General features: G+C 58.9%; 17 protein-coding genes. 11 read left to right on the top strand and 6 right to left on the bottom strand.

Annotated elements, in window-relative coordinates; genetic code table 11:
• Positions 1 to 3 precede the first annotated feature (3 nt).
• From ACA044_RS27785 to trpE, 5 genes are all read left to right on the top strand, one after another.
• Positions 4 to 828: an ABC transporter permease gene (locus ACA044_RS27785; protein ID WP_497444127.1), complete on the top strand. Its 825-nt coding sequence runs from the start codon at positions 4 to 6 to the stop codon at positions 826 to 828.
• A 215-nt stretch (positions 829 to 1,043) separates the two neighbouring features.
• A complete protein-coding gene (locus tag ACA044_RS27780) occupies positions 1,044 to 2,192 on the top strand; it encodes an iron-containing alcohol dehydrogenase (RefSeq protein WP_497444126.1) in 1,149 nt (382 codons plus the stop codon).
• 86 nt (positions 2,193 to 2,278) lie between these two features.
• Positions 2,279 to 2,953 (top strand): ribulose-phosphate 3-epimerase, encoded by a 675-nt coding sequence (rpe, locus tag ACA044_RS27775; RefSeq protein WP_497444125.1) that lies wholly within the window; start codon positions 2,279 to 2,281, stop codon positions 2,951 to 2,953.
• Positions 2,950 to 3,768, top strand: coding sequence for a phosphoglycolate phosphatase (locus tag ACA044_RS27770; protein WP_497444124.1), 819 nt, complete (start codon positions 2,950 to 2,952; stop codon positions 3,766 to 3,768). Before rpe ends, ACA044_RS27770 begins: the two co-directional genes overlap by 4 nt.
• 70 nt (positions 3,769 to 3,838) lie before the next feature.
• Positions 3,839 to 5,320 carry an anthranilate synthase component I gene (trpE, locus tag ACA044_RS27765; protein ID WP_497444123.1) on the top strand — a complete coding sequence of 494 codons (1,482 nt, stop codon included), beginning with the start codon at positions 3,839 to 3,841 and terminating at the stop codon, positions 5,318 to 5,320.
• A 185-nt stretch (positions 5,321 to 5,505) separates the two neighbouring features.
• On the opposite strand, the gene estP is transcribed toward trpE, so the two are convergent.
• Positions 5,506 to 7,413: an esterase EstP gene (gene estP / locus ACA044_RS27760; RefSeq protein WP_497444122.1), complete on the bottom strand. Its 1,908-nt coding sequence runs from the start codon at positions 7,411 to 7,413 to the stop codon at positions 5,506 to 5,508.
• Positions 7,414 to 7,822: 409 nt separating this feature from the next.
• Here estP and ACA044_RS27755 point away from each other — a divergent pair, with 409 nt between their 5' ends.
• The 4 genes from ACA044_RS27755 (at position 7,823) to ACA044_RS27740 (ending at position 11,159) form a co-directional block, all read left to right on the top strand.
• Positions 7,823 to 8,416, top strand: coding sequence for an aminodeoxychorismate/anthranilate synthase component II (locus tag ACA044_RS27755; RefSeq protein WP_497444121.1), 594 nt, complete (start codon positions 7,823 to 7,825; stop codon positions 8,414 to 8,416).
• 9 nt (positions 8,417 to 8,425) lie between these two features.
• Entirely contained in the window at positions 8,426 to 9,475 is a 1,050-nt protein-coding gene (gene trpD, locus ACA044_RS27750) for an anthranilate phosphoribosyltransferase (protein WP_007906883.1), read from the top strand.
• Positions 9,472 to 10,308 (top strand): indole-3-glycerol phosphate synthase TrpC, encoded by an 837-nt coding sequence (gene trpC / locus ACA044_RS27745; protein ID WP_497444120.1) that lies wholly within the window; start codon positions 9,472 to 9,474, stop codon positions 10,306 to 10,308. Before trpD ends, trpC begins: the two co-directional genes overlap by 4 nt.
• A gap of 149 nt (positions 10,309 to 10,457) precedes the next feature.
• Positions 10,458 to 11,159 carry a lipoate--protein ligase family protein gene (locus tag ACA044_RS27740; RefSeq protein WP_497444119.1) on the top strand — a complete coding sequence of 234 codons (702 nt, stop codon included), beginning with the start codon at positions 10,458 to 10,460 and terminating at the stop codon, positions 11,157 to 11,159.
• A gap of 55 nt (positions 11,160 to 11,214) precedes the next feature.
• On the opposite strand, the gene crp is transcribed toward ACA044_RS27740, so the two are convergent.
• Positions 11,215 to 11,859, bottom strand: a complete 645-nt coding sequence (gene crp / locus ACA044_RS27735) for a cAMP-activated global transcriptional regulator CRP (protein WP_497444118.1) — start codon at positions 11,857 to 11,859, stop codon at positions 11,215 to 11,217.
• Between the two features lie 249 nt (positions 11,860 to 12,108).
• On the opposite strand from crp, the gene ACA044_RS27730 reads away from it, so the two are divergent.
• Together ACA044_RS27730 and speD are read left to right on the top strand one after the other, a co-directional pair.
• Positions 12,109 to 12,531: an OsmC family protein gene (locus ACA044_RS27730; protein ID WP_007941657.1), complete on the top strand. Its 423-nt coding sequence runs from the start codon at positions 12,109 to 12,111 to the stop codon at positions 12,529 to 12,531.
• Positions 12,532 to 12,769: 238 nt separating this feature from the next.
• Positions 12,770 to 13,564 (top strand): adenosylmethionine decarboxylase, encoded by a 795-nt coding sequence (gene speD, locus ACA044_RS27725; RefSeq protein WP_018928874.1) that lies wholly within the window; start codon positions 12,770 to 12,772, stop codon positions 13,562 to 13,564.
• Positions 13,565 to 13,770: 206 nt separating this feature from the next.
• On the opposite strand, the gene coq7 is transcribed toward speD, so the two are convergent.
• The 4 genes from coq7 to ACA044_RS27705 form a co-directional block, all read right to left on the bottom strand.
• Positions 13,771 to 14,418, bottom strand: coding sequence for a 2-polyprenyl-3-methyl-6-methoxy-1,4-benzoquinone monooxygenase (gene coq7, locus ACA044_RS27720; RefSeq protein WP_497444117.1), 648 nt, complete (start codon positions 14,416 to 14,418; stop codon positions 13,771 to 13,773).
• A 184-nt stretch (positions 14,419 to 14,602) separates the two neighbouring features.
• Positions 14,603 to 14,941 (bottom strand): histidine triad nucleotide-binding protein, encoded by a 339-nt coding sequence (locus tag ACA044_RS27715; protein ID WP_454187960.1) that lies wholly within the window; start codon positions 14,939 to 14,941, stop codon positions 14,603 to 14,605.
• Between the two features lie 80 nt (positions 14,942 to 15,021).
• Positions 15,022 to 15,810 (bottom strand): SDR family NAD(P)-dependent oxidoreductase, encoded by a 789-nt coding sequence (locus tag ACA044_RS27710; RefSeq protein ID WP_497444116.1) that lies wholly within the window; start codon positions 15,808 to 15,810, stop codon positions 15,022 to 15,024.
• A 62-nt stretch (positions 15,811 to 15,872) separates the two neighbouring features.
• A complete protein-coding gene (locus ACA044_RS27705; RefSeq protein ID WP_497444115.1) occupies positions 15,873 to 16,847 on the bottom strand; it encodes a DUF805 domain-containing protein in 975 nt (324 codons plus the stop codon).
• Positions 16,848 to 16,886 lie beyond the last annotated feature (39 nt).

The following is a 16,886-nucleotide window of genomic DNA, read 5'->3' as shown; positions in this document are numbered from 1 at the left end:
GAAATGCTGAGTCCTTATATGTCGCCCATCGAACGGGTGTGGTTCTACGGTTTGCGGATTCTCTGCGGCTTGATTTTGTTGTTCCTGATCCTGCCGGTGTTGGTGATCATTCCGCTGTCGTTCAACTCCGGGAGCTTTCTGGTCTATCCACTGCAAGGCTTCTCGCTGCACTGGTACGAGGACTTCTTTACTTCGGCGGAATGGATGCGTTCGTTGAAGAACAGCCTCATCGTCGCCCCGGCAGCGACCGTGCTGGCGATGATCTTCGGTACGCTGGCGGCGATCGGCCTGACCCGGGGCGACTTCCCGGGCAAAGCGCTGGTGATGGCGCTGGTGATTTCGCCGATGGTGGTGCCGGTGGTGATCATTGGTGTGGCCAGTTACCTGACCTTTGCTCCACTGGGGTTTGGCAACAGCTATATCTCGCTGATCGTTGTGCACGCCGTGCTGGGCGTGCCGTTCGTGATCATCACGGTATCGGCGACCTTGCAGGGGTTCAACCAGAACCTGGTGCGGGCCGCTGCAAGCCTGGGTGCTTCGCCGCTGACGACGTTCCGTCGGGTGACCTTGCCGTTGATTGCACCGGGCGTGATTTCCGGTGCGCTGTTTGCCTTCGCCACTTCGTTTGATGAAGTGGTGGTGACGCTGTTCCTTGCCGGCCCCGAACAAGCGACCTTACCTCGGCAGATGTTCAGCGGCATCCGCGAAAACCTCAGCCCGACGATTGCCGCTGCCGCGACGCTGCTGATTGCGTTCTCGGTGATCCTGTTGCTGACGCTGGAATGGCTGCGCGGGCGCAGCGAGAAGTTGCGTACTGCACAGGTCTGAAGTTACACGCAGCTCAAAATGTGGGAGTGGGCTTGCTCGCGAAGGCGGCGTGTCAGTCAACGATGATGTCGACTGGCATACCGCTTTCGCGAGCAAGCCCGCTCCCACATTGGATCTTCACTGGATCATGAGTCATTTATGATCTGAATAGCAGACAAACCCCAATCCCCAGCTACTATTGTGCCCAGCTCCCCTATCTATAAGAGGCTGCGCACATGAGTCTTTCCTCTTTCAAAATCGCTCACAAACTGATCACCGGCGCAGGTGCCATCGAGCAACTGGCGGCGGAACTCACACGCCTGGACATCGACAACCCGCTGATCGTCACCGACGCCGCACTGGTCAAGTCGGGCACGGTGGAGCTGGCGCTGGCGCAACTGGGCGAACGCAGTTACGAGATTTTCGACCGGGTGCTGCCGGACCCGGAAATCGCCATCGTCGAAGATTGCATGCGGGTTTATCGCGAAGGCGGGCATGACGGGCTGATCGGCCTCGGTGGCGGCAGTGCCATCGACATCGCCAAGAGTGTTGCAGCCTATGCCGGTTACCATGGCGCGCTGGAGGACTTGTTCGGCGTCGATCAGGTACCGCGCAAAGGTCCGCCGCTGATCGCCATCCCGACCACTGCCGGCACCGGTTCGGAAGTGACCAACGTGGCTATCCTCTCCGACAAGGTCGCGCAGCTGAAGAAAGGCATTATCAGCGATTACCTGTTGCCGGACGTGGCACTGGTCAGCCCGCAAATGACCTTGACCTGCCCGCGCAGTGTCACCGCTTCCAGTGGCGTCGATGCGCTGGCGCATGCCATCGAGTCTTACCTGTCGCTCAATGCTTCGCCAATCACCGATGCCTTGGCCATTGGCGCGATCAAGCTGATTACCAAGGCGCTGCCCAAGGCCTACGCCAATCCCTCCCATCTGCAAGCCCGCGAAGACATGGCCACCGCCAGCCTGATGGCCGGCATGGCGTTCGGTAATGCCGGAGTCGGCGCGGTGCATGCGTTGGCGTATCCCCTGGGCGGGCGTTTCAACATTGCCCATGGCGTCAGCAATGCTTTGCTGCTGCCGTATGTCATGACCTGGAACAAGATGGCTTGCGTGGAGCGCATGCAGGATATTGCCGAGGCCATGGGGGTGAAGACCGCTCATCTGAGCGCCAACGAAGCGGCGGACAAAGCCGTGGAGGCGATGACCGAACTGTGTGCTGCGGTGGAAATCCCGCGGGGCCTGCGCAGTTTCGGAGTGCCGGAGGATGCGATCCCGGCCATGGCCGTGGAAGCTGCCGGTATCGAACGCCTGATGCGCAACAATCCGCGCAAGCTGAGCGCCGTCGATATCGAGAAGATTTACCGGGCAGCCTATTAGGACCCAATCATCGCAGCACGGTGCGCGCGTCAAAGCATGAGGTATACAATGCGCGCCATCGTGATTCTGCTCAAAAAAGGTGCGTCATGCAGCCCTTCGTCATTGCTCCTTCGATTCTCTCCGCCGACTTCGCCCGCCTGGGCGAGGAAGTGGACAATGTCCTGGCCGCCGGCGCCGACTTCGTGCACTTCGATGTCATGGACAACCACTACGTGCCGAACCTGACCATCGGCCCGATGGTGTGCTCCGCGCTGCGCAAGTACGGCGTGACCGCGCCGATCGACGCGCACCTGATGGTCAGCCCGGTGGACCGCATCGTCGGTGACTTCATCGAGGCCGGTGCGACCTACATCACCTTCCACCCGGAAGCCACGCTGCACGTCGACCGTTCCCTGCAACTGATCCGCGAAGGCGGCTGCAAGGCCGGCCTGGTGTTCAACCCGGCGACCCCGCTGGACGTGCTCAAGTACGTGATGGACAAGGTCGACATGATCCTGCTGATGAGCGTCAACCCGGGATTCGGCGGGCAGAAGTTCATTCCCGGCACCCTCGACAAGCTGCGTGAAGCGCGGGCGCTGATCGATGCCTGCGGTCGTGACATCCGCCTGGAAATCGACGGTGGGGTGAACGTGAACAATATTCGTGAAATCGCTGCTGCTGGCGCCGACACCTTCGTGGCCGGCTCGGCGATTTTCAATGCACCGAACTACCAGGAAGTGATTGAAAAAATGCGCTCCGAACTGGCGCTGGCTCGCCCATGAGCGGTTTTGAGCAGTTGTTCCCGGGGCGTCTGCCGCGGCTGGTGATGTTCGATCTGGATGGCACGCTGGTCGATTCGGTCCCCGACCTCGCGGCGGCTGTGGATAACATGCTGCTCAAACTCGGGCGTCAACCTGCCGGCATCGAATCGGTGCGTGAGTGGGTGGGCAATGGCGTGCACGTGCTGGTGCGCCGGGCCTTGGCCAACCACATCGACGCCGAGGGTGTCGATGAGGGCGAGGCCGAGCATGCCCTGGAGTTGTTCAACGGCTTTTATGAGGACGGTCACGAACTGACGGTGGTTTACCCTGGCGTGCGCGACACCCTGAAATGGTTGCACAAGCAGGGTGTCGAGATGGCGCTGATCACCAACAAGCCGGAGCGCTTCGTCGCGCCGTTGCTGGATCAGATGAAGATCGGCCGTTATTTCCGCTTGATCATCGGCGGCGACACCCTGCCACAGAAAAAGCCGGACCCGGCAGCGCTGTTTTTCGTGATGAAAATGACCAACATCCCGGCGTCGCAATCCTTGTTCGTCGGCGACTCGCGCAGCGATGTGCTGGCGGCGAAAGCGGCGGGGGTCAAGTGCGTGGCCTTGAGCTATGGCTATAACCACGGGCGTCCGATTGCCGAAGAATCACCGGCGCTGGTGATCGATGATCTGCGCAAACTAATTCCCGGTTGCCTGGATCCGGCCACTGGGATAACGTTGCCCGACGCTGTTCAATCCCCTCCTGGAAATCCCATCGTGGTGGTCACTCGCAAACTCTGGATGAAAGTCATCAAGGCCTTGGCCCGCTGGCGTTGGCGCGCCTGACTTGTTCCTGGCCGGCGTACCGGCGCGTTTGCATACCTGACCGTTAGACCCTCAAGCCACGAGGCACCTCATGATCCGCGAAGAATTCCTGCGTTTGGCCGCTGCCGGCTACAACCGCATCCCGCTTGCCTGCGAAACCCTGGCCGACTTCGACACGCCGTTGTCGATCTACCTGAAACTGGCCGACGAGCCCAACTCCTACCTGCTGGAATCGGTGCAGGGCGGCGAGAAGTGGGGCCGTTATTCGATCATCGGCCTGCCGTGCCGCACCGTGCTACGGGTTCACGATCACCACGTCAGCGTGACCCACGACGGCGTCGAGATCGAAAGCCACGATGTTGAAGACCCGCTGGCCTTCGTCGAAGCGTTCAAGGCGCGCTACAACGTGCCGACCATCGCCGGTCTGCCGCGCTTCAATGGCGGTCTGGTGGGTTACTTCGGTTACGACTGCGTGCGCTATGTGGAGAAGCGTCTGGGCAAATGCCCGAACCCGGACCCTCTGGGCGTACCGGATATTCTGCTGATGGTGTCCGACGCGGTGGTGGTGTTCGACAACCTCGCCGGCAAAATGCACGCGATTGTCCTGGCCGATCCGTCGCAGGAAGACGCCTTCGAGCAAGGTCAGGCGCGTCTGCAAGCGCTTCTGGAACAACTCCGTCAGCCGATCACTCCGCGCCGTGGCCTGGACTTCAGCAAACAGCAATCGGCTGATCCGGTGTTCCGTTCGAGCTTCACCCAGAACGATTACGAAAAAGCCGTCGACACCATCAAGGAATACATCCTGGCCGGTGACTGCATGCAGGTTGTGCCGTCCCAGCGCATGTCGATCGACTTCAAGGCTGCGCCCATCGATTTGTACCGGGCGCTGCGCTGCTTCAACCCGACGCCTTATATGTACTTCTTCAACTTCGGCGACTTCCATGTCGTCGGCAGTTCGCCGGAAGTGCTGGTGCGGGTCGAAGACAACCTGATCACCGTGCGCCCGATTGCCGGCACTCGTCCGCGAGGCGCCAACGAAGAGGCTGACGTGGCGCTGGAAAAAGACCTGCTGTCGGACGACAAGGAAATCGCCGAGCACTTGATGCTGATCGATCTGGGCCGTAACGACACCGGTCGCGTTTCGGAAGTCGGTTCGGTGAAGCTCACCGAGAAGATGGTCATCGAGCGTTATTCCAACGTGATGCACATCGTGTCCAATGTCACCGGCCAATTGAAGGCCGGGCTGACGGCTATGGACGCACTGCGAGCGATCCTGCCAGCGGGCACCTTGTCTGGCGCGCCGAAGATTCGCGCGATGGAAATCATCGACGAGCTGGAGCCGGTCAAGCGTGGCGTCTACGGCGGTGCGGTCGGTTACTTCGCCTGGAACGGCAACATGGACACGGCGATTGCGATCCGCACCGCAGTGATCAAGAACGGAGAGCTGCACGTACAGGCTGGTGGCGGCATCGTCGCCGACTCGGTGCCGGCACTGGAATGGGAAGAAACCCTGAACAAGCGCCGCGCCATGTTCCGCGCCGTGGCCCTGGCCGAACAAACCCCGGACACCTGAGTTCACGCAAAACCTGTGGGAACGGGCTTTTGTGGCGAGGGAGCTTGCTCCCGCTGGACTGCGAAGCAGGCCCTCTGACGACTGCTACGCAGCCGAACGCGAGCAAGCTCGCTCGCCACATGAGTACTTGCTTCATAAAAAAACGCGGCGCCTGTAAGGGCGCCGCGTTTTTTATTGCCTGCGACTTAGAAGTCCAGCGCTACCCCAACGGTCAAGCCTTGCTGGGTAAAGTCATCATCCTTGCGGAGCGTGTAACCACCACGCAATGCCAGGTCGGCGGTCAATTTGTGGCTGACCCCCAGGCTTAAGCGGTTGAGATGGCTTTGCGGCGTGTAGCCCTGGAGATTGAAGTCGAGGGACGGCAGGCTGTTGAGGGCGATGTTCACTTTCTGGGTGTCGTCCTCGTACTCGCGCTCGTGGGCATATTCGCCAAACACTTGGGTCTGACGGGTGAAGTTGTATTTGCCCTGCAAACCGACTCCCAGACGTTTCGAGTCTCTGGTCTGGTCATCGAAGGTCAGTGCCGTGGAGCGGTTGCTGTTTTCCGAGTAGCCGTCGACTTCCACTTTTGCGTAATCGGCGCTGATGAACGGTGACAGGTGCCACTCGCTGCCCGGTTGGGCAATGTCGTAGCCAAGGCGAGTGCTGAACGCCCAGAGATGACCGTCGGTATCACCCTTTTCCGCCCCTTCGCTGACACCCAGGTCGAATTTGCGTTTGAGATTGTCGTAATCCAGTTTGCCACCGGTCAACGCGGCATCGGCCCACCAGCGATTCTGTTGGAACTGGGCGAAGGCGGTCGCCAGGTAGCTGTTGAGTTTGTAGTTCGAATCGTTGCTGCCTGCTTCAAGGTTCTGGCGATAGAAGCCTGCTGCCACACCGACGCGCCAGGCTTCATTGAGGCGATAGCTGCTGCCGATATTCAGGTTATAGCCGCTGCCATCGGCGCTGGCGCTGCTGCTTTGGCTATCGACATCCAGGTGCTGACCACCACCGGCGACAATCGCGCGCCATTGGCCGACGGCTTGCCAGTTCTCCCAGTCGGATTGCCACTGGCTACGCAGTTCATCCTGGTGGGCACGTAAGGTGGCGTGGGCCATTTCCGGCAGCAGCGTCAGTTCCCAAGGTGCCGCCAGCAAGGAATAGGCGTAATCGGATATCAGCTTTTGCCCGGTTTCAGTGGGGTGAACCGAGTCGTTATAGATCAGCTTGCTCGGGTCCGGGGTGGCGCTGTTGATGCCATATACGGCGTTTTCCGTGCAACCGTTGCCGCTAAAGCAGGTCGCCGTCAGGTTCTGACCGGTGGCGAGGCCGAAGCGCGCCGGGTCGGCGAAGGTTTCCTGCAGCAGCAATGGAATGTTCAGCGGAATGATTTCGGCATTGATCCCCGCGAGGCGTGTGACCAACTGCTGATTAAATTCGGTGCTCAGCTGTGAGATCGATGCTTGTAATGAGGTGCCATTGACGGCGGGTGTCAGTCCCAGGTCGGGCAGCAGCCAGACCACGATGTATTTGGCGCCGGCAGTTTGCAGGGTCTGCACGCTGTCGGCCAGTCGATCCGCCGCGGCGTTGGCCTGGGCGGTATTGAGCACGAAGCCCTGAAGGACGTCGTTGCCACCCCCGGAAATGTAATACAGCGCATTCGGATCGGCACGGAAGTTGTTCGTTGGCAGATAACCTGCTCGGGTGCGTTCACCCGTGGCGGATTCGGTGGTGATCGAGTCAAGTATCTCGTCGGTGCGATAGCCGCCGACAGCCCAGTTGTTACCGTCCGGCAGTCCTTGGCTGGCACGCGCCGCCGAAGTCGAGGCGGCGGTCTGGTCAGGGGAGAACCCGAGACGTCCCCCTAACAGTTGCGTGGAGTTCAGCGAGTGTAATTCGCCACTGCCATCCAGGTAGAGCGGTCCGGTCCGGTTGGTAAAACGTTGTGTCGCACCGGCAGGCCCCCCCGTGTCGGTAAACTGCCCGGCATCGTTGAGGCTGTCGCCGAAGACGACGAAATTCGAGTAAGGATTGGGCGCGGCGATCGCCTGGGCGCAGGCCATGGTGAGTAGGCATCCAGCAAGCGGTACAAACAAAGTCTGTTTGATCATGAGCAAGTCCATTTATTTATTGTTGTAGTAAACGAAACGACAGTACCAAAAACTTCCGGCCTTTTGCCATCTGTCGTGAACCCACCAATTGTTTCGCGAGCTGTCGCCCCGGCCATATTGCACGCTCTGCCCAGCTAAGTTACTGTGCCCAAACGTATGAATGAGACCTTCCCCGTGTTGATCGTCAGCAAACTTCTGGATCAAGTCATCAAGGCACACGCCCGTTGGCGTTGGCGCGCCTGAATCTTTTCTGCCGGCCTGGCCGGACCTGTACCGCTTTGCCTTCTTTATCTGTATGAAATGCCGCTTTGCTGGCGCCACTCCAGCACCTGACAAAGCGCAGTGCACTGCGGGTAAATCATTCGAAGGCTGTATTAAAAGTCAGTGAATTCAAGAGGTTCTTAACGCCATGTTGCTGATGATCGATAACTACGACTCTTTTACTTACAACGTTGTGCAATACCTCGGTGAGCTGGGCTCCGAGGTCAAAGTCGTGCGCAACGATGAACTCACCATTGCCGAAATCGAAGCCCTCAACCCCGAGCGCATCGTTGTGTCTCCCGGTCCTTGCACTCCGACCGAAGCCGGTATTTCCATCGAAGCGATCAAGCACTTCGCCGGCAAACTGCCGATTCTCGGTGTTTGCCTGGGTCACCAGTCCATCGGCCAAGCCTTTGGAGGCGATGTGGTTCGGGCCCGTCAAGTCATGCACGGCAAGACTAGCCCTGTATTCCACGAGGACAAGGGCGTATTCGAAGGTCTGAATCGCCCGCTGACGGTGACCCGCTATCACTCGCTGATCGTCAAGCGCGAAACCCTGCCCGAATGTCTGGAACTGACCGCCTGGACCCAGCTCGAAGACGGCTCGGTCGACGAAATCATGGGCCTGCGCCACAAGACACTGAACATTGAAGGTGTGCAATTCCACCCTGAGTCTATTCTCACCGAACAGGGCCACGAGCTGTTCGCCAACTTCCTCAAACAAACCGGCGGCACGCGCTAAGGACTTTCCATGGATATCAAGACAGCCCTGAGCCGTATCGTCGGCCACCTCGACCTCAGTACCGATGAGATGCGCGATGTCATGCGCGAAATCATGACCGGGCAATGCACGGATGCGCAGATTGGCGCGTTCATGATGGCCATGCGCATGAAGAGCGAAAGCATCGACGAAATCGTCGGCGCCGTAACAGCGATGCGCGAGCTGGCGGACAAGGTCGAACTCAACACCCTCGATGGCGTGGTCGATGTGGTCGGCACCGGCGGCGACGGTGCGAACATTTTCAACGTATCCACTGCTTCGTCGTTTGTCGTCGCCGCGGCTGGTTGCACCGTGGCCAAACACGGTAACCGTGCGGTGTCCGGCAAAAGCGGCAGCGCTGATCTGCTGGAGGCGGCCGGTATCTACCTGAACCTGACGCCGGTCCAGGTGGCGCGCTGCATCGATAACGTCGGCATCGGTTTCATGTTTGCCCAAACTCATCACAGCGCCATGAAGCACGCCGCCGGCCCGCGCCGCGAGCTGGGCTTGCGCACCTTGTTCAACATGCTTGGCCCGCTTACGAATCCGGCCGGTGTGAAACATCAGGTAGTGGGTGTGTTCAGTCAGGCGCTGTGCCGGCCATTGGCCGAGGTTTTGCAGCGTCTGGGCAGCAAGCATGTGCTGGTGGTGCACTCGAAGGATGGCCTGGATGAGTTCAGTCTGGCGGCACCGACCTTTGTGGCGGAATTGAAGAATGACCAGATCACCGAGTATTGGGTCGAGCCCGAAGACCTGGGGATGAAGAGTCAGAGCCTGCACGGTCTGGCGGTGGAAAGCCCGGCGGCCTCCCTTGAGCTGATTCGCGATGCCTTGGGCAAGCGCAAGACCGAGAACGGTCAGAAAGCCGCCGAGATGATCGTGCTCAATGCCGGCGCCGCGTTGTACGCCGCCGACCATGCCAGCAGTTTGAAAGAAGGCGTTGCCCTGGCGCACGATGCGCTGCACACAGGCCTCGCTCGGGAAAAACTTGAGGAGTTGGGTGCATTTACCGCGGTATTCAAAGTGGAGAATGAGGGATGAGTGTACCGACGGTTCTGGAAAATATTCTGGCCCGCAAAGTCCAGGAAGTGGCCGAGCGTAGCGCCCGCGTAAGCCTGGCCGAACTGGAAGCCTTGGCCAAGGCAGCTGATGCACCCCGGGGGTTCGCCAATGCATTGATCGCTCAGGCCAAGCTCAAACAGCCGGCGGTCATTGCTGAAATCAAGAAAGCTTCGCCGAGCAAAGGCGTGATTCGCGAGAACTTCGTGCCTGCGGACATCGCCAAGAGCTACGAGAAGGGCGGCGCCACTTGCCTGTCGGTGCTCACCGACATCGATTACTTCCAGGGCGCCGATGTGTATCTGCAACAGGCCCGGGCGGCGTGCAAGCTGCCGGTGATCCGCAAGGACTTCATGATCGATCCGTACCAGATCGTCGAGTCTCGTGCCTTGGGCGCTGACTGCGTGCTGTTGATCGTCTCCGCGCTGGATGACGTGAAAATGGTCGAGCTGGCGGCCGTGGCCAAAAGCGTCGGCCTCGATGTGCTGGTGGAAGTCCATGACGGCGACGAGCTGGAGCGGGCCTTGAAAACCCTCGACACGCCGCTGGTCGGGGTAAACAACCGCAACCTGCACACCTTCGACGTCAATCTGGAAACCACCCTCGACCTGTTGCCGCGCATCCCGCGTGATCGTCTGGTGATCACCGAAAGTGGCATTCTTAACCGTGCCGATGTCGAGCTGATGGAAATCAGCGATGTGTATGCGTTCCTGGTCGGCGAAGCGTTCATGCGCGCCGAAAGCCCGGGTACCGAACTGCAGCGCCTGTTCTTTCCCGAGCGTGGCACGCCAGTGAGCGGTTCTACGCTCGACTGATTGACAATCGGGGCGCGTCCTTCGCGAGCAAGCCCGCTCCCCACAGTTGATCAGCGGTGCCTGGATGGACGCTGGCTAATGTGGGAGCGGGCTTGCTCGCGAAGGCGGCATAGGATGCGCCACAGACTGATCGTCCTATGGAATACCTTATGACCTCACCAACCCCTCTGACCATCGAAGCCGGCCTGCTCGCCGAACAGGATCTGTTGGCCCATGTGTGCGCCGGTGAGTCAGAATTCGGCCTGCTGTTCTGGCAACCCACTGACCGCGCGTTGGTCATGCCCCGGCGCTTGAATCGTCTGCCACAGTTCGAGGCAGCGTGCGAAGTCTCCGCCACCGCCGGTTGGCCGGTACTGCTGCGTGAAACCGGTGGTGAGCCGGTGCCGCAATCGGCATCGACGATCAACATCGCGCTGGTCTATGCGCCACCGCGCAGCGAAGGTGACCAGAATCGGATCGAAACCGCTTATCGTCGGCTCTGCGACCCGATTTGTCAGCTGCTTGATGAGTTGGGCGGTGTGTCGTCCCTGGGTGAAATCGAGGGTGCGTTCTGCGACGGCCGTTTCAACGTCAACCTCGATGGCCGCAAGATGGTCGGCACGGCTCAGCGCTGGCGCCAGAGCAAGGGCGGTCAGCGTCCGGTCGGTCTGGTACATGGGGCGATGTTGATTGATAACGAGCGAGAGTCAATGGTCGCGTCGGTCAATCGCTTCAACGAAGCCTGTGGCCTGGAACAGCGGGTTCGCGCTGAAAGCCACATCGCCCTGCATGAAAAATTTGCCGCTCCTGAGGCGCTGGAACGGCTTGACGCTCTATACCGCCAGTTGCTGGCAGAAATGCTCGGAGTCTAAGTTTTTCGAAGCTTGCTTTTCGAAGCTCAAGTTTTCGAAGCTTAAGGTTTCGAGCCTAGCGCGTACCGAAGACCACCATGGTTTTGCCTTTGACGTCGACCAGGTTGCGCTCCTCCAAATCCTTGAGCACGCGACCGACCATCTCCCGCGAACAACCGACAATCCGGCCGATTTCCTGACGGGTCACCTTGATCTGCATTCCGTCCGGGTGGGTCATGGCGTCTGGTTGCTTGCACAGCTCCAGCAGGCAGCGTGCAACGCGACCGGTCACGTCGAAGAACGCCAGGTCGCCGACCTTGCGCGTGGTATTGCGCAGGCGTTGTGCGATTTGTCCGCTGAGCACGTAAAGAATGTCTGGATCCTGTTGGGACAGCTCGCGGAATTTCGCGTAGCTGATTTCCGCGACTTCGCATTCGACTTTGGCGCGTACCCAGGCGCTGCGTTCCTGTTCCAGCCCGGCTTGCTCAAACAGACCCAGTTCGCCGAAAAAGTCGCCGGTGTTGAGGTAGGCAATGATCATTTCACGGCCGTCGTCATCTTCAATCAGGATGGTCACCGAACCCTTGATGATGAAAAACAGCGTGTCCGAGCGGTCGCCGGCACAAATGATGTTGCTCTTGACGGCATAACGACGGCGCTGGCAGTGCATCAACAGTTTGTCGAGGTTCTTGATTCTGGGTGTGGGGGTAATAGCAACCATGGTTGTATCCCGAAAAGACTGCACGGTGTGTTTGTTTTTTTGTAGGCGTTGGCGAAGTCCGCGATCTTTTTATTCGCTACAAAGATGGCTATGCGCCACTGGGTTGGCGCCAGCTTAACAGACACATTCCTTCAAGATTCGAGAATTTACCTACGACGAAGATGGTTATGTCTTAGGAAGGCGAAGCGCTGCCAATCAAGGGCCCTGTGCTAAGCTGGCGACCCTTTTTTAGACAGTGGAGTCTTGGCGATGAAGGCACGCATCCAATGGGCTGGCGAAGCCATGTTCCTCGGTGAATCCGGTAGCGGTCATGTCGTGGTCATGGACGGTCCGCCCGATGCCGGTGGTCGTAACCTGGGTGTCCGGCCGATGGAAATGCTCCTGCTGGGTGTTGGCGGTTGCAGTAACTTCGATGTGGTCAGCATCCTCAAGAAGTCCCGTCAGGCCGTCGAAAGCTGCGAAGCCTTCCTCGAAGCCGAACGTGCGACCGAAGATCCGAAGGTTTTCACCAAGATCCACATGCACTTCGTGGTCAAGGGCCGTGGGCTGAAAGAAGCTCAGGTCAAGCGCGCCATTGAGCTCTCGGCCGAGAAGTATTGCTCTGCCTCGATCATGCTGGGCGCGGCCGGTGTGGCGATTACCCATGATTACGAGATCATCGAGCTCGGTTGAATCGACATTCAACTATCATAAAAGCAGTGCAGACTCTGGCGATCCGTAGCTGACGTCTGCATAATGCGCCACTTTTTTCAGGGCAGTGATCGGTCAGCCGACAGATCGCTTGCCTGAACAGACAACCAAAATCGCCATCGCGAAGAGGTGTTAACCGTCCTACGCAGGTGCGTCGTTCGCATCTGACGGGCATGCTTGATCACGCGGCCAGCCCGCAATACATAGAGAGTTTTTAACGGTGAAAAGCAAACTCAAGCTCCACGGGTTCAATAACCTGACAAAGACCTTGAGCTTCAACATCTATGACATCTGCTACGCGGAAACCCCGCAAGACCAACAGGCTTACGTCGAGTACATCAATAAAGAGTACAACGCCAAGCGCCTGACGCAGATCCTCACAGAAGTTGTCGATATCATTGGTGCCAATATCCTGAACATCGCCAGTCAGGATTATGAACCCCAGGGCGCCAGTGTCACGATTCTGATCTCTGAAGAGCCGGTGACCCCGACCGATAGTCAGATCGAAGAGTCTCCGGGCCCGCTGCCCGAGATCATCCTGGCCCACCTCGACAAGAGCCACATCACGGTGCACACCTACCCGGAAATCCATCCGGTGGACGGTATCGCGACGTTCCGTGTGGACATCGACGTGTCGACCTGTGGCGTCATTTCACCGCTCAAGGCGCTCAACTTTCTGATTCACCAGTTCGATTCGGATATCGTGACTGTGGATTACCGCGTGCGCGGTTTCACCCGTGACGTTGAGGGCAAGAAGCACTTTATCGATCACGAGATCAACTCGATCCAGAACTACCTCTCCGAAGACACCCGCGACGCGTACCAGATGACCGACGTGAACGTGTATCAGGAAAACCTGTTCCACACCAAAATGCTGCTGAAGAACTTCGAACTGGATAACTACCTGTTCGGCGACGCGACCAGCAACCTGTCCTCTGAGCAACGTGCTCAGGTGACTGAGCGTGTGAAACACGAAATGCTCGAAATCTTCTATGCGCGCAACATGCCGAGCTAAGATTTTTCGGACACAAAAAAGGCGACTACCTTGCGGTAGTCGCCTTTTTTATTGCTGTCAGATAGACCGTGTGATGGCCTTCGCGAGCAAGTCGGATCGCCGCACCGCCGCTCCCACATTAGTTCTGTGGACACAGTTCCAGTGTGGGAGCGGCGGTGCGGCGATCCGACTTGCTCGCGAAGAGGCCCGATCTGACGACGCTTGCGTCAGATCCGATAAGTACTCTTGGTCATCACCTTGGCCAACAGACTCATGCCGAACTTTACCGGTGCCGGGAAGCGGAAGCCGCCCGCATCCAGCGCGCTTTCAGCGTGGTGTTCTTCATCGATGCGCATCTGCTCAAGGATCGCCCGGGATTTTTCGTCCTCGGCCGGCAGTTGCTCAAGGTGTTCGTTCAAGTGTTTGCAGACCTGATGCTCGGTGGCGGCAACGAAACCCAGACTGACTTTGTCGCTGATCAACCCCGCCACCGCTCCAATCCCGAACGACATACCGTAGAACAGCGGATTGAGGATGCTGGTGTGGCTGCCCAACTGATGAATGCGTTGTTCGCACCAGACCAGATGGTCGATTTCTTCTTCGGCGGCGTGCTCCATGGCGGCGCGCACTTGCGGCAGCTTGGCGGTCAGGGCCTGACCTTGATACAGCGCCTGGGCGCAGACTTCGCCGGTATGGTTGATGCGCATCAAACCGGCGACGTGTCGGGTGTCCTCGTCGCTCATTGCTGCATCCGGCTGCACGATGGCTGGCGACGGACGGTACGGCTGGCCGCTGAAGGGCAGCAAAGTACGCATCGCGGCATCGGCTTGCAGCAGAAGACGGTCAATCGGCGAGTAGTGACGTTGGGTAGTCATGCTGACCTCCGGAAAGAATCTCGGCGGCCAGTTTAACCGAATCGGCCGGGGAGGGTTTGCGCTGGGTCATTTCCGGTGGGAGTGACACCAATCCTGTAGGAGCGAGGCTTGCCCGCGAAGGCGTCCTCATGTGCGCCAAAAGCTTCGCGGGCAAGCCTCGCTCCTACAAGGGAAGGGAGGTGAATCAGCCCGGCGGCCAGTGCATCTGGCGTTGACCCAGCACGTGCATATGAATGTGATAAACGGTCTGCCCGCCCAGTTCATTGCAGTTCATGACCACCCGGAAGCCTTCTTCACAGCCCAGCTCCAGAGCCAGACGCTGTGCGGTGAACAGTATGTGCCCAGCCAGTGCCTTGTCGTCCTCGGTGAGGTCGTTAAGGGTGCGCACCGGTTTCTTCGGGACCACCAGAAAGTGCACGGGGGCCTGTGGCGCGATGTCGTGGAAGGCCAGTACCTGGTCGTCCTCGTAAATGATCCTGGCCGGGATTTCCCGGTTGATGATCTTGGTGAACAGAGTATCCACAGCTGTTTTCTCCGTTGTTTGGGCTGGCATGAGTGTACTCATGGGCCATGTTCGAGCCCAGCTTTTTACCTTTAGGGTGGTCAGCGGGGGCAGTACGCCTTGTTGACCATGCCCGCGATTGTTCGGGTCAGCCAACGCGAGCCGAGCCGCGGCAGGAAGGCGAACCAGCGATTCAGGCGACCGGGGATAATAATGGCGCGATTTTTCTCCAGGGCTCGCACGGTATAGAGCGCGACTTCCTCGGGGCTCATCAGCAGTTTGCTCTCGACCAGTTTGTCGGTGTCCAGTTGCGCGGTGCGGAAAAACGCCGTGCGGGTCGGGCCGGGGCAGAGCACCGACACCTTGACCGCGCATTTTTTCAGTTCGACGCGTAAACCTTCGGAGAAGTGCAGCACATAAGCCTTGCTGGCGTAGTAAGTGCTCATCCATGGGCCGGGATGGAACGCCGCCACCGAGGCGACGTTCAGAATCTGCCCACCGCCCTGCAAGGCCATGCTGTTGCCGATGGCATGACACAAGCGAGTGAGGGCCAGGATGTTCACTTCGATCAGGTCTTGCTCGGTCATCCAGTCCTGGGCCAGGAACGGGCCGCAAGTGCCGATGCCGGCACAGTTGACCAGCAGATCGATCTGCCGGTCGCCTTCTTCCAGCTCCAGTAGAAAACCGGACAGTCTCAGCGGCTCGCCCAGGTCACAGGCACGAAACAACACTTCCACACCAAAACGTTGAGTCAGTTCAATCGCAATACTTTCCAGCTGATCACGCTGTCGGGCCACCAGAATCAGGCTGCGGCCGCGCCGGGCCAGCGCTTCGGCCATCGCCAGGCCGATGCCGCTGGAAGCGCCAGTGATCAGAGCGTAACGGGTCATGCAGTTCTCCATCGCAACGGCTCCGCGCCAGCGACGCAGGTGTCACGGGCGGGGAGCGCTGTTCATTCTTTCTCAGAGTCTACAGGGGGCTCGGTTGCTTCGGCTGCATCATCGGATGAATTTGGCGCTTGTTCGGCCTCTTCGGCCGGCTCGACTTCAACTTCGTCGGTGGTCATCGAGCTGTCATAGCTGCTCTCGGTAGCACTTTCATATTCATCCTGCAGAGCACCGATGCCGCCGGTGACTGCGCTAATGAATACAACCGCGACGAACACCAGCCAAAGGGCACAAAGTAATTTTACCGCGGTGCTGTTGGGCGGTGGTGGTGCGCCGTATTGGTTGGCTGCGGTATTGCCCGGCAGTACCGCCAGTAAAATTGGCAGGAGCCCGCCCACGAATGGCACCAGTGTCAGTAGATAAATCCATCCGGACCAACCCAGGTCGTGCAGGCGCTGAACGCTGATCTGAATGCTGACAACGATAAACGCGATGCATATCGCCGTGCCTACCAATCCGCCGATTACCAGACCAACCGTTGACGTAAGGGCAATGAGTGACAAACCGATGGAGACGAACACCCCGGCGACTCCCATCAATACCAGCGTCAAGGCCATTGTCCAGGCCAGATAGCGCAGACGGCCGATGCGTCCTGTGAATGTGAAGGCCTTGAGTGGGCCGAACTCTGGTAATGCCTCACCGACGGAGGCGTGCGGTGGCGCATAAGGTGATTCGGCGTCTGGCGATGCCCATTGGTTAGGCGCAGGGGAGGGTTCGTGAACGTCGGACAGGTTCAGCTCGATCGAGGGTTCTGTTTCGATTCGGGCATCGATGCCGGTTTTCGACAGTGCCTGAAGATAAGTCTGCGCGTCGGTGTGTGACAGATCGCGTTTGAGTGCAACCGTCCGGCCACTGAACAGGCGTTCGATGGCAGCGATATCGCTTTTGAACAACTCGGCGAGATTGAACTTTGCGGTGCAGGCGTCAACACCTGGCAGCAGAGCACCATCGAAGACGATCTTGAAACGGTTTTCGCTCATGGCCGAGGCATCCTTGTCGCGAGAGTTTGATAGAAAGTG

This window comes from Pseudomonas sp. LBUM1673 (assembly GCF_059695645.1).
The sequence above is the reverse complement of the archived record's forward strand: the minus strand, read 5'-3'. Positions and strand labels throughout refer to the sequence as shown.